The sequence below is a fragment of the Streptomyces sp. NPDC020681 genome (genome assembly GCF_044334895.1).
GTDB lineage: Bacteria > Actinomycetota > Actinomycetes > Streptomycetales > Streptomycetaceae > Streptomyces.
The window spans coordinates 458146-469942 of sequence record NZ_JBIRTX010000006.1 but is presented as its reverse complement, the minus strand read 5'-3'; the positions used below and the strand labels follow the sequence as shown (position 1 = coordinate 469942).

Here is an 11797-nt window from a genome sequence, read left to right as displayed (position 1 = left end):
GATGGACGACCTCGAGCGGCCGGCTCAGGGACTGCGCGCGCTGCCGCCTTCCTGCGGTCCGGTGCGCCTGATCGCGGTGGACGGCCACGCCGGATCCGGCAAGAGCACCTTCGCCGCGCGGCTCGCGGCGGCACTCGGCGACGACGTGCCGGTGCTGCATCTCGACGATCTGGCCAGCCACGAGGAGCTCTTCGAGTGGACCGGTCGGATGCTGGCCCAGGTGATCGAACCGCTGTCGCAGGGCAGGGCCGCGCGGTACGAGCCGTACGACTGGAATCTGCGCCGCTTCACCGCGCCGCGCACGCTTGAGCCGGCCCCGGTCGTGCTCGTCGAAGGCGTGGGGTCGGGGCGCCGGGAGTTGCGTCCGTATCTGGCGTGGCTGCTGTGGATGGAGAGAGACGCCGAGGAGTCCTGGCAGCGCGGCCGCCGCCGGGACGGAACCGAGCTGTCCGCCTTCTGGGACGAATGGACGATGGCGGAGACACGCCATTTCGCTGTCGATCCCTCGCGTTCGCACGCAGATTCGCTGGTACGCGAGTTTCCACAGGGATACGAGGTGCTGCCGGGGCCTTCTGCGACAGCGCGCCAGAACCAGATCATCACAGACGGTGACCGCCTCAAACCCCCATACTGACCAGTCGGAAATCGGACTCAAGAGTGCCTCAACTCTTCTTGACCGACGGGGCGTACAGGTCTTACGTTCTCAATGTGCGGCTTTCCGAAGCCGCCGCAGACGCGAAGCCCCCGGTTGTTCCCCCGTGATCGGGGGCTTCGTTCTGTCCTCTCCCCCACTTCGCCGGCGTGCCCCGCAGCCTTCCGCTTACCCTCGGTCACGGCCACCGGATCCCTTGTTGTGCCCTTAGTCGCAACCTCTTTGCGCAGGTACGATGCACCCCTGTGGGGTCAATTCCCGTCCACGGCAAGGCGGTTCAGTGCGTTGATGTGGGGGACCTGATGGACATCGGCACGCAGGGCGCACCGGCCCCGGCCGACCTCGCCTGGGTTCGCGGCGTGGACGCATACACCATGGGGGCGTATCCGCAGGCGGAGGAGGAGTTCCGGACCGCCGTGCGACTGGACCCCGGGATGGCCGACGGCTGGCTCGGACTGCATGCGCTGCGCGTCGACACCACGACCGCGCTGCTGCGGATGTTCCGCAACCGCGAGCGCTTCGGCGAGCAGCGCGCCCGCCACCGACGCACCCTCAACTCCTGGTACTGGCTGGGCTGGTGGGTCCAGCCGGTGCTGGAAAGCCCGCGCGATCTCTTACTGGCACACGCCTCGCACTGGCTCGACGGCCGCCATGTGCCCGAGCTGGACCGAGCGCTCGCCGGACTGCCGCCGGTCGACGCCGATCCCCAGGTCCGCTTTCTGCACGCCTGCCGGGCCTATCTGGTCAAGGACTGGGAGCAGCTCGTACGGCACACCGAGCCGCTGGTGAACGATCCGCTGCTGGGCATCGAGGCCGGGCTGTTCGGCGGCATGGCCCGGGTGCGGCTCGAGATGTACGGGCAGGCCGAGCCGCTGCTCTCCGCGGCCCTGATGCGCTGCCGCAGCGAGCAGCCGCAGCGCAAGGAGCTGCGGTACTGGCTGGCCAGGGCGCACGAGGGCACCGGCCGGAGCGCGGCCGCCCTGCCGTTGTACCGCGCCGTGCACCGTATCGATCCGGCCTTCATGGACACCTCCGCACGGCTCGCGGCCATCGCGGACTACGACGGGATCGACGGGTACGACGAGTCGGGCGGTCTTGCCGCCGTCTCGCTGGCCGGATTCGGCCAGGACGTGGTGGACGCGCAGGCGGAGGGCGACGGGCTTTCGGCCGAGGCGCGCGTCGGACTCGATCCGCAGACCCAGGTCCCGGGCTCCGTGCCGAGCGGGCCGACCCTGCCGCCCGAGGGCATCCGGCAGAAGGCGGTGATACCGGCACAGCCGGCGCCGCAGCTGTTCCCGGCCGGCCCGACCGACCCGGCGCTGCTCGAGGAGGCGCTTGCCGAGCTGGAGCGGATGGTGGGCCTGGAGCCGGTGAAGCGGCAGGTCAAGGCGCTCTCGGCACAGCTGAAGATGGCCCGCCTCAGAGCCGGCAAGGGACTGCCGGTCCAGCCGCCCAAACGCCACTTCGTCTTCTCGGGCCCCTCGGGCACCGGCAAGACCACCGTCGCCCGCATCCTGGGCCGGGTCTTCTACGCACTGGGCCTGCTCGGCGGCGACCATTTGGTGGAGGCCCAACGGTCGGATCTGGTCGGCGAGTTCCTCGGCCAGACCGCGGTCAAGGCAAATGAGCTGATCGACTCGGCGCTCGGCGGTGTGCTCTTCGTCGACGAGGCGTACTCCCTCTCCAACACCGGCTACACCAAAGGCGACGCGTACGGCGACGAGGCCCTGCAGGTGCTGCTGAAGCGGGCCGAGGACAACCGCGACCATCTGGTGGTCATCCTGGCCGGCTATCCGGAGGGCATGGACCGCCTGCTGGCCACCAACCCCGGCCTCTCCTCGCGCTTCACGACCCGCGTCGACTTCCCCTCGTACCGGCCGCTCGAACTGACCGCGATCGGCGAGGTGCTGGCAGCGGAGAACGGCGATCTGTGGGACGACGAGTCCCGCGAGGAGCTGCGCTCCATCAGCGGCCATGTGGTCGACCAGAGCTGGATCGACGAACTCGGCAACGGACGCTTTCTGCGCACGCTGTACGAGAAGAGCTGCGCGTACCGCGATCTGCGGCTGTCCGGATACCCGGGCACACCGAGCCGCGAGGACCTCGCCACACTCCGGCTGCCCGATCTGATGCAGGCGTACGGCGAGGTCCTGTCGGGCCGCGGTCCGCTGGACCGCGGCCCTCAGGACCCTCCGCTCGGCTGAGAGCCGACGCTCAGCCGACGAGTGCCGTGTCGAGCGTCGTCTGCGCCGTCCGCGGCACCGTGATCCGGTGGGCCGGGTCGCGTACCTCCCCGACCAGCATCTCCAGCACGTCCTCCATGGCGACCAGCCCCAGCACCCGCCCGGAAGCGTCCGCGACCTGGGCGAGATGGGTGGCGGCGCGGCGCATCACGGTGAGGGCGTCGTCCAGCGGCAGTTCGGACCGCAGCGTGGCCATGGGCCGCCAGATCTGCTGCGGCACTGCCCGCTCACGCTCCTCCAGGTCGAGGACGTCCTTGACGTGGAGATAGCCCATGAACGGACCCGTGCCGCCCGCGCAGATGGGAAAGCGGGAGTAGCCGGTGCGTACCGTCAGCTCCTCGATCTGCCGCGGGGTGACCGACGGCGGGACCGTCACCAGGATGGAGCGCGCGATCAGCACGTCGGTGACCGGGCGGCTGCCCAGCTCGAGGGCGTCCTCCAGGCGCTCCTGCTCGGCCGGCTCCAGCAGCCCGGCCTGGCCCGAGTCCTCGACGAGCCGGTTCAGCTGCTCGCTGGTGAAGACCGCCTCCACCTCGTCCTTGGGCTCCACGCGGAAGGCCCGCAGCACCAGCCGGGCGCAGGCGCCGAGGCCCGCGGTGACCGGCCGGCACAGCCGGGCGAAGGCGACGAGTCCCGGGCTGAGCCAGAGCGATGTCTTCTCGGGTGCCGCCATGGCCAGGTTCTTCGGGAGCATCTCGCCGATCACCAGATGCAGGAAGACGACGACGGCGAGCGCGATCACATAGCCGAGCGGATGGATCAGCCCCTCGGGCACATGGGCCGCGTGGAAGACCGGCTCCAGCAGATGAGCGACGGTCGGCTCGGCGACCGCGCCGAGGGTCAGCGAGCAGATGGTGATGCCGAACTGTGCGGCCGCCATCATCTGCGGCAGATTCTCCAGGCCGTGCAGCACCTGGCGGGCCCGCGACGATCCGGCGGCCGCGAGCGGTTCGATCTGGCTGCGGCGTACGGAGACGAGCGCGAACTCGGCTCCCACGAAGAAGCCGTTCGCCAGCACCAGCAGTATCGCGAACGCGAGTTGGAGAACGCTCATCACGCGGCCTCCGTCACGGCCGGGACGTCGGCGGTGCGCACCAGGCGCACCCGCTCGGCGCGATAGCGGTCCACCTGGCGCACCGAGAGCCGCCAGCCGGGCAGTTCGGCGTGGTCGCCGGGCGCGGGAATGCGGCCCAGCAGATCGGCGACGAGTCCGGCGACCGTCTCGTACGGACCGTCGGGCACATCGAGGCCTATCCGGCGCAGGGTGAGCACGCGGCAGCTGCCGTCGGCCTCCCAGGCCGGCCTGCCGTCCTCCGCGGCGACGGACGCGAGTTCGGGCTGGGCGTCGGCCTCGGCGTCGTGCTCGTCGCGTACCTCGCCGACGAGCTCCTCGATGATGTCCTCGAGGGTGACCACTCCGGCCGTGCCGCCGTACTCGTCGACGACCACGGCGATGGGCTGCTCGCTGCGCAGCCGCTCCAGCAACTGCTGGACGGGCAGCGTCTCGGGCACCAGCAGCGGCGGGACGGCGATCTGGTCCACCGGGGTGCGCGTCCGGGCGTCGGGCGGCACCGCGAGCGCGTTCTTCAGATGCACCATGCCGACGACCTCGTCGATGCGCTCCCGGTAGACGGGAAACCGCGAGAGACCGGTGGCCCGGGTGAGGTTGAGGACGTCGGCCGCCGTGGCGTCGCTCTGCAGGGCGCTCATCTTCACGCGCGGGGTCATCACATGCTGCGCCGTGAGATGGCCGAGCGAGATCGTCCGTACGAACAGATCGGCGGTGTCCTGCTCCAGAGTCCCGGCCCGCGCCGAGTGGTGCACCAGCGAGACCAGCTCGCCCGGGGTGCGGGCGGATGCCAGCTCATCGGTCGGCTCGACTCCCAGCAGCCGTACGAGACGGTTGGCGACGGCGTTCAGCAGGGTGATGACCGGGCGGAAGACGGTGGAGAACAGATGCTGCGGTCCGGCGACGAACCGCGCGACCTGCAACGGCCGGGACACGGCCCAGTTCTTGGGGACCAGCTCGCCGATCACCATCTGGACGGCGGAGGCGAGCAGCATCCCGATGACCACCGCGACCCCGGGGACGGCCCCTTCGGGCAGTCCGGTCGCGGTCAGCGGCCCGTCGAGCAGCTGGGCGAGCGCCGGTTCGGCGAGCATGCCGACGACGAGCGAGGTGATGGTGATGCCGAGCTGGGTGCCGGACAGCTGGAAGGAGAGCTCCCGCAGCGCCTTGACCACGCGGCGGGCGCGGCGGTCGCCTTCGGCGGCCGCGCGTTCGGCTTCGGGCCGCTCCACCGTGACAAGGCCGAACTCGGCCGCCACGAAGAAGCCGTTGGCGAGGATCAGGAGGAACGCTGCGGCAAGCAGCAGCAGGGGGATGATCATGCCGCCGCCTCCTGGGAGGGGGCGGCGCAGGTACTACCGGACGATCCGTCCATTGCTGGAGGGAGTCACTCCTCGGGTCGCAGGAGCCCCGCGGGCCGCTGCGGGCCGAGAGATGCGGGACGGGGCGCACTGGGCGCCACCGTCACCAGAGTAGTCAAGACAGCGGTCCGCGTGGCAGGGGCATGGCCGCGGATGCGTTCAGCGGGCCTCTTGGCCGTCGGAGCGGGTACCGCGGCTCTCCGCGAGCGCACGCAGTGCGCGGGCGTCGCCGATCGCTTTTTCCTTGGCGATACCGGGCTGGATGCCCAGCACAGGCAGGCTGGTTCCGTCGCTCAGATCGAGGAAAACCCAGGGGTCACCCGGACGGAGGTTGACACGGACGATCTCCGCCCACTGGAGGCGACGGGTGCGGGTGAGGTTGACCACGGTGACGCCGTCCTCGTCGGCGACCACCTTCGGCCGGCTGAGCAGGGCCAGTACGCCGGAGAAGAGCAGCGCGGTGAGGATGAAACTGCTCCGCTCCCCGGCGTTCAGCTTCTCCAGCAGCAGCGCGACGGCGGTGATCACGGCGAACATCGCCGCGCCCACGGTCAGCAGGACGATCCGGGTACGGGTCGGCCTGAACGTGACGGGGAGCGCGGGGACTTGGGGCGCGGGAGCGGGCATGGTGTCGGGCATCCCTCAGAGCCTGCAGGCGTGAATGGCCGTGGTGAGGATGGCGCGGGCGCCGAGGTCGTACAGATCGTCCATGATCCGCTGCGCCTCCTTGGCGGCGACCATGGAACGGACGGCGACCCAGCCCTCGTGGTGCAGCGGGGAGATGGTCGGCGACTCGAGGCCCGGGGTGAGGGCCACGGCCTTCTCGAGGTGCTCGACCCGGCAGTCGTAATCCATCATCACGTACGAGCGCGCCACCAGGACGCCCTGGAGGCGGCGCAGGAACTGCTGGACCTTGGGGTCCTCCGCGTCCGCGCCGGTGCGGCGGATGACCACCGCCTCGGACTTCATGATCGGCTCGCCGATGACTTCGAGGCCCGCGTTGCGCAGGCTGGTGCCGGTCTCCACGACATCGGCGATGACCTGTGCGACACCGAGTTCGATGGCGGTCTCGACGGCACCGTCGAGGTGGACCACGGAGGCGTCTATGCCGTTGTCGGCGAGGTGCTTGGCGACGATGCCCTCGTAGGAGGTGGCGATCGTCATTCCGCCGAAGTCGGCGACACCGTCGGCCGTGCCGGGCTTGGTGGCGTAGCGGAAGGTGGAGCGGGCGAAGCCGAGCTGGAGGATCTCCTCGGCGTTGGCGCCCGAGTCGAGCAGCAGATCGCGGCCGGTGATGCCGATGTCGAGACGGCCGGAGCTGACATAGATCGCGATGTCGCGGGGGCGCAGGTAGAAAAACTCGACCTCGTTCTCGGGGTCGACGAGCACGAGCTCCTTGGAGTCCTTGCGCTGCTGGTAACCCGCCTCATGGAGCATCTCCCCCGCAGGTCCGGAGAGTGAACCCTTGTTGGGGACGGCGATGCGCAGCATGAGACGGGCTTCCTTTGTTCGTGCGTACTTGAGGGGCTGTGCTCAGAGGTGGGCGTAGACGTCGTCGAGCGAGATCCCGCGGGCGACCATCATCACCTGGACGTGGTACAGCAGCTGGGAGATCTCTTCCGCGGCGGCTTCCTTGCCCTCGTACTCGGCGGCCATCCACACTTCGGCGGCCTCTTCGACGACCTTCTTGCCGATGGCATGAACGCCCTTGTCCACCAGCTCGGCGGTGCGTGAGGTGGCGGGATCGCCGTTGGCGGCCTTGTGCTGGAGCTCGGTGAAGAGCTCCTCGAAAGTCTTCTTGGACATGGTGGTCCCACCCTACGCGGAAGTGGCCTCGCCTCAGCGCCAGGGTTCAGATACTGAACGCAGGATGGTCGCGGTCGCCACGGCGGCGGTGACGGCCTCGTGCCCCTTGTCCTCGTTCGAGCCCGCCAGACCGGCACGGTCGAGGGCCTGCTGCTCGGTGTCGCAGGTCAGTACGCCGAAGCCGATCGGCACGCCGCTGTCGACGGAGACCTTGGTGAGGCCCTGGGTCACGCCCTGGCACACGTACTCGAAGTGCGGAGTGCCGCCACGGATGACGACTCCGAGCGCGACGATCGCGTCATAGCCGCGGCCCGCCAGCACCTTGGCGACCACCGGAAGCTCGAAGCTGCCGGGGACGCGCAGCAGCGTCGGCTCGTCGATGCCGAGCTCGTGCAGCGCGCGCAGTGCGCCGTCCACGAGCCCGTCCATGACCTGCTCGTGCCACTGGGCCGCGATGACGGCCACCCGGAGGTCACCGCAGTTCTTCACGCTCAGTTCGGGCGCGCCCTTGCCGCTCATCTCTCTCCTTGCCGGTGTTGCGTGTGTACGAGTTGCTGAAGTGATCGGTTCTTACTGGTTGCCGCAGGCGGAGGTGCCGGCGGGGTCGAGCCACGGCAGGTCGTGGCCCATCCGGTCCCGCTTGGTGCGCAGGTACCGGAGATTGTGCTCGCCCGCCTGGACGGGCATGGCCTCGCGGCCGTGGACCGTGAGGCCGTGCCGGACGAGCGCGGTGATCTTGTCGGGGTTGTTGGTCATCAGCCGCAGGCTGCGCACGCCGAGGTCCTCGAGGATCTGCGCGCCGGCCGCGTAGTCCCGGGCGTCGGCGGGCAGGCCGAGTTCGAGGTTGGCGTCCAGGGTGTCGCGGCCGCGCTCCTGGAGTTCGTATGCGCGCAGCTTGGACAGCAGGCCGATGCCGCGGCCCTCGTGGCCGCGCAGATAGACCACGACGCCTCGGCCCTCCTCGGTGATGTGCTCCATGGACGCCTGGAGCTGCGGACCGCAGTCGCAGCGCAGCGAGTGGAAGATGTCGCCGGTCAGGCACTCGGAGTGGACACGCACGAGGACGTTCTCGCCGTCACCGATGTCGCCGTGGACGAGCGCGACATGCTCGATGCCGTCGACGGTGGAGCGGTAGCCGTACGCCGTGAACGCCCCGTGCGCGGTGGGCAGGTTGACCTCCGCCTCCCGCTTGACCGTCGGCTCGGACGAGCGGCGGTAGGCGATCAGGTCCTCGATGGAGATGATCGTCAGGCCGTGCTTGCGGGCGAACGGGATCAGCTCGGGCAGCCGCAGCATCACGCCGTCCTCGCCCGCGATCTCGACGATCGCGCCGGCCGGGCGGAGCCCGGCGAGCCGGGCGAGGTCGACGGCGGCCTCGGTGTGGCCGTTGCGCACCAGCACACCGCCGGGCTTGGCGCGCAGCGGGAAGACATGGCCCGGCCGTACGAAGTCGCCGGCCTCGGCCTTGCCGCCGGCGAGCAGTTGGAGGGTGGTGGCGCGGTCGGCGGCGGAGATGCCGGTGGTGACGCCGTATGCCGGGCCCGCGTCGACGGAGACGGTGAAGGCGGTCCGCATCGACTCGGTGTTGTGGTCGACCATCTGCGGCAGTTCGAGCCGCTCCAGCTCGTCGCCTTCCATGGGCGCGCAGATCAGTCCGCGGCACTCGCTCATCATGAAGGCGATGATCTCGGGTGTGGCCTTCTCGGCGGCGATGACGAGGTCGCCCTCGTTCTCGCGGTCCTCGTCGTCGACGACCACGACGGGCCGTCCCGCCGCGATGTCGCGGATGGCCTGTTCGACCGGGTCGAGGGCGAGGTCCTCTACGTTGTCGGTCGAGTACCAGGTGGGCAGTGCAGTCATGCTGCCGCTCCTTCCAGGGCAGGAGTACGGGATCGCAGCCACCAGTCGCGCATGCCCCACAGGACGAGCGCGCCGTAGATGACATACACGAAGCCGGAGAAGGCGAAGCCGTTGGCGAAGTTGAGCGGCACGCCGACGAGGTCGACGAGCAGCCAGGCGAACCAGAACTCGACCATGCCGCGTGCCTGTGCGTACATGGCGACGAGCGTGCCGACGAAGATGTACGCGTCGGGCCAGGGGTCCCAGGACAGGGACGGGTAGAGCGTGAAGAGGCCGCCGACGGCGAGCGTTCCGACGGCCGCGCCGGCGACGAGGAAGCCGCGCTCGCGCCAGGTGGCGAAGCGGACCGCGATGGAGCCGTCCTGAGCCTGCTGCCGGCCGCGGGTCCACTGCCAGTAGCCGAACGCGGCGACGGCCATGACCACGACCTGTTTGCCGGCGCTGCCGGTCAGATGGGCCGAGGAGAACGCGACCAGCAGGATGACGCCGGAGGCGAACTGCGCGGGCCAGGTCCAGATCGAGCGCCGCCAGCCGAGCGCGAGAGCGAGCAGGCCGATGCTGTTGCCGATCATGTCCGACCACTTGATGTGCTGGTCGAAGACCGTGAAGGCCTCGGCGTTGAGCCAGTCGACGGCGCTCACTTCGCGCTCTCCCGAGTGCTCGGGCCGAGCAGCCGCTCGACGTACTTGGCGATGACGTCGACCTCGAGGTTGACCGGGTCGCCGGGCTGCTTGATGCCGAGCGTGGTCAGGGCGAGGGTGGTGGGGATGAGGCTGATGGTGAAGTAGTCGGGGCCGGCGTCGACCACGGTGAGGCTGACGCCGTCGACGGTGATGGAGCCCTTCTCGACCACATAGCGGGTGAGGTCGGCGGGCAGCGAGACCTTCACGATCTCCCAGTTCTCGGAAGGCTTGCGCTCGACGATGGTGCCGGTGCCGTCGACGTGACCCTGGACGATGTGTCCGCCGAGCCGGTCGCCGACGGCCATCGGACGTTCCAGATTGACCCGGGATCCGGCGCCGAGCGCGCCGAGGCTGGAACGGTTGAGCGTTTCGGCCATCACATCGGCGGTGAACTCGCCGTCCTCGAGGTCGACGACGGTGAGGCAGACGCCGTTCACGGCGATGGAGTCGCCGTGCTTGGCGCCTTCGGTGACGACGGGCCCGCGCAGTCGGAACCTGGAGGAGTCGCCGAGCTCCTCCACGGCGGTGACCTCACCCAGCTCTTCGACGATTCCGGTGAACACGCTCAGCGCTCCTTTGAAGTGGCGGACGGAGGGACGGTGGGAGTGGCGGTGATACGGAGATCGGGGCCGATACGCACGGCTTCGGTCACGTCGAGGCGCAACGCCTCGGTGATGGTGGAGATTCCGGCGTCGCCGAGTGCGCTCGGACCGGCGCCGAGGAGCACGGGAGCGAGATAGCCGGTCACGGTGTCGACGGCGCCCGCGGCGACGAAGGCGCCGGCGAGCGTCGGACCGCCCTCCAGGAGTACGGAGCGCACGCCGCGCTCGTGCAGAGCGGCGAGCAGAGCCGGTACGGACAGGCCGCGCTCGGCACGCGGCAGCCGTACGACGACGGCTTCGGCGAGGTCGGTCTCGGCGTCTTCGGCGATGGCCACCAGCGTGGGCGCGGCGTCGTCGAGGACGCGGGCGCCGGGCTTGACGGCGGTGGCCTCGGTGTCGACGACGACGCGCAGCGGCTGGGGCGCGCCTTCGATGCCCCGGACGGCGAGGTGCGGGTCGTCGGCCCGCATGGTGCCGGAGCCGACCACGACGGCATCCGCCTCGGCGCGCAGCCGGTGGACGTCGGCGCGGGATTCGGCGGAGCTGATCCAGCGGCTGGTGCCGTCCCGCGCGGCGATGCGGCCGTCGAGCGTGGCGGCGTACTTCCACCGGACGTACGGCCGGCCGAGGCGTACGGAGGTGAGCCAGGCGATGTTGCCGGCCTGCGCCTCGTCGGCGAGCAGGCCCGACTCGACCTGGACGCCCGCGGCGCGCAGGGTGTCGCCGCCGCCGGTGGCCTGCGGGTTCGGGTCGCCGACCGCGTGGACGACGCGGCTGACACCGGCTTCGACGAGCGCCTGGGCGCAGGGGCCGGTGCGGCCGGTGTGGTTGCAGGGTTCGAGCGTGACGTACGCGGTGGCGCCCCGGGCGCGGTCGCCCGCGGCGCGCAGTGCGTGGACCTCGGCGTGCGGACCGCCGGCGCGCTGGTGGAAGCCTTCGCCCACCACCTGTCCGGAGGCATCGGTGATGACACATCCGACGACCGGGTTGGGGCTGGTGGAGCCGAGTCCGCGGGCGGCGAGCTCGATGGCTCGGCGCATGGCGGCGATGTCGGCTGCGGTTGCCACCGGGTCCTCCTGCCTCTTCGGGCACGGACTCCGGGGCCTGTCGATGACGACAGAGAGCGGGAACAACGCCGTACGGGAAATACCGAGGCCGACGGAACCGATCGCCGCGGATGTCCCGCGAAGGCGATCAGCCACAACGGCCGACGGCCCGCATGGGCTGCCCGCCGCGCACTGCCTCCCATCCGGACTTTAACCGTCGGTCCAGGAATTTCACCTGGTCAACCGGCCGCTGGATGCGGACGGGTCGCGGACTGTAACCGCCGGTTCGGAATTGCACCGACCCCGGAGTGCGCTGCTGCTGATACAGGGCCAGTGTGCCACGGCTCGCCGTGGGCCATGCGGGTGAATGCTGTGTGGTGACTCACAAGTATCCGAACCGGGCCTGAACCATGGCCGGTTCGGGGCCCTGAGCTGCGGCTCCTTCCGCACTATTGACGCACTGGTCTAGTCCTTT

Annotated in this window: 12 protein-coding genes and 1 riboswitch; of the genes, 2 read left to right on the top strand and 10 right to left on the bottom strand. The window is 70.1% G+C overall.

Annotation, left to right across the window (positions count from 1 at the left end; all coding sequences use genetic code 11):
• Position 1 precedes the first annotated feature (1 nt).
• Positions 2 to 634: a uridine kinase gene (locus tag ACH4YL_RS18055; protein ID WP_398508303.1), complete on the top strand. Its 633-nt coding sequence runs from the start codon at positions 2 to 4 to the stop codon at positions 632 to 634.
• 320 nt (positions 635 to 954) lie between these two features.
• On the top strand, positions 955 to 2856 hold the full coding sequence (locus tag ACH4YL_RS18050; protein ID WP_398508385.1) for an AAA family ATPase: 1902 nt from the start codon (positions 955 to 957) through the stop codon (positions 2854 to 2856).
• A gap of 10 nt (positions 2857 to 2866) precedes the next feature.
• Here ACH4YL_RS18050 and ACH4YL_RS18045 read toward each other — a convergent pair whose 3' ends face one another.
• The 10 genes from ACH4YL_RS18045 to ribD form a co-directional block, all read right to left on the bottom strand.
• The gene (locus tag ACH4YL_RS18045) at positions 2867 to 3949 is read right to left on the bottom strand and encodes a hemolysin family protein (protein WP_398508302.1); all 1083 of its coding nucleotides are present in this window, start codon (positions 3947 to 3949) and stop codon (positions 2867 to 2869) included.
• Positions 3949 to 5286, bottom strand: a complete 1338-nt coding sequence (locus tag ACH4YL_RS18040) for a hemolysin family protein (protein ID WP_398508301.1) — start codon at positions 5284 to 5286, stop codon at positions 3949 to 3951. Before ACH4YL_RS18040 ends, ACH4YL_RS18045 begins: the two co-directional genes overlap by 1 nt.
• A 198-nt stretch (positions 5287 to 5484) precedes the next feature.
• On the bottom strand, positions 5485 to 5964 hold the full coding sequence (locus ACH4YL_RS18035) for a PH domain-containing protein (RefSeq protein ID WP_398508300.1): 480 nt from the start codon (positions 5962 to 5964) through the stop codon (positions 5485 to 5487).
• Positions 5965 to 5967: 3 nt separating this feature from the next.
• Positions 5968 to 6816, bottom strand: coding sequence for an ATP phosphoribosyltransferase (gene hisG, locus ACH4YL_RS18030; protein ID WP_398508299.1), 849 nt, complete (start codon positions 6814 to 6816; stop codon positions 5968 to 5970).
• A gap of 42 nt (positions 6817 to 6858) precedes the next feature.
• Positions 6859 to 7131 carry a phosphoribosyl-ATP diphosphatase gene (locus ACH4YL_RS18025; protein WP_030951748.1) on the bottom strand — a complete coding sequence of 91 codons (273 nt, stop codon included), beginning with the start codon at positions 7129 to 7131 and terminating at the stop codon, positions 6859 to 6861.
• A 33-nt stretch (positions 7132 to 7164) separates the two neighbouring features.
• Complete coding sequence (gene ribH, locus ACH4YL_RS18020; protein WP_398508298.1) at positions 7165 to 7650, bottom strand: 6,7-dimethyl-8-ribityllumazine synthase; 486 nt, start codon at positions 7648 to 7650, stop codon at positions 7165 to 7167.
• 51 nt (positions 7651 to 7701) lie between these two features.
• On the bottom strand, positions 7702 to 8991 hold the full coding sequence (locus ACH4YL_RS18015; protein ID WP_398508297.1) for a bifunctional 3,4-dihydroxy-2-butanone-4-phosphate synthase/GTP cyclohydrolase II: 1290 nt from the start codon (positions 8989 to 8991) through the stop codon (positions 7702 to 7704).
• Positions 8988 to 9632 carry a nicotinamide riboside transporter PnuC gene (locus ACH4YL_RS18010; protein ID WP_398508296.1) on the bottom strand — a complete coding sequence of 215 codons (645 nt, stop codon included), beginning with the start codon at positions 9630 to 9632 and terminating at the stop codon, positions 8988 to 8990. The genes ACH4YL_RS18015 and ACH4YL_RS18010 overlap by 4 nt, the downstream gene beginning before the upstream one ends.
• The gene (locus ACH4YL_RS18005; protein WP_398508295.1) at positions 9629 to 10237 is read right to left on the bottom strand and encodes a riboflavin synthase; all 609 of its coding nucleotides are present in this window, start codon (positions 10235 to 10237) and stop codon (positions 9629 to 9631) included. Before ACH4YL_RS18005 ends, ACH4YL_RS18010 begins: the two co-directional genes overlap by 4 nt.
• A gap of 2 nt (positions 10238 to 10239) precedes the next feature.
• Positions 10240 to 11343 (bottom strand): bifunctional diaminohydroxyphosphoribosylaminopyrimidine deaminase/5-amino-6-(5-phosphoribosylamino)uracil reductase RibD, encoded by a 1104-nt coding sequence (ribD, locus tag ACH4YL_RS18000; protein ID WP_398508294.1) that lies wholly within the window; start codon positions 11341 to 11343, stop codon positions 10240 to 10242.
• Between the two features lie 164 nt (positions 11344 to 11507).
• Positions 11508 to 11638, bottom strand: a riboswitch (FMN riboswitch).
• Positions 11639 to 11797 lie beyond the last annotated feature (159 nt).

What these genes read in the sequence shown, in the direction of transcription:
- ACH4YL_RS18055 (WP_398508303.1), top strand. Translation starts at nt 2, where the DNA reads ATGGACGACCTCGAGCGGCCGGCTCAGGGACTGCGCGCGCTGCCGCCT.
- ACH4YL_RS18050 (WP_398508385.1), top strand. Translation starts at nt 955, where the DNA reads ATGGACATCGGCACGCAGGGCGCACCGGCCCCGGCCGACCTCGCCTGG.
- ACH4YL_RS18045 (WP_398508302.1), bottom strand. Translation starts at nt 3,949, where the DNA reads ATGAGCGTTCTCCAACTCGCGTTCGCGATACTGCTGGTGCTGGCGAAC.
- ACH4YL_RS18040 (WP_398508301.1), bottom strand. Translation starts at nt 5,286, where the DNA reads ATGATCATCCCCCTGCTGCTGCTTGCCGCAGCGTTCCTCCTGATCCTC.
- ACH4YL_RS18035 (WP_398508300.1), bottom strand. Translation starts at nt 5,964, where the DNA reads ATGCCCGACACCATGCCCGCTCCCGCGCCCCAAGTCCCCGCGCTCCCC.
- hisG (WP_398508299.1), bottom strand. Translation starts at nt 6,816, where the DNA reads ATGCTGCGCATCGCCGTCCCCAACAAGGGTTCACTCTCCGGACCTGCG.
- ACH4YL_RS18025 (WP_030951748.1), bottom strand. Translation starts at nt 7,131, where the DNA reads ATGTCCAAGAAGACTTTCGAGGAGCTCTTCACCGAGCTCCAGCACAAG.
- ribH (WP_398508298.1), bottom strand. Translation starts at nt 7,650, where the DNA reads ATGAGCGGCAAGGGCGCGCCCGAACTGAGCGTGAAGAACTGCGGTGAC.
- ACH4YL_RS18015 (WP_398508297.1), bottom strand. Translation starts at nt 8,991, where the DNA reads ATGACTGCACTGCCCACCTGGTACTCGACCGACAACGTAGAGGACCTC.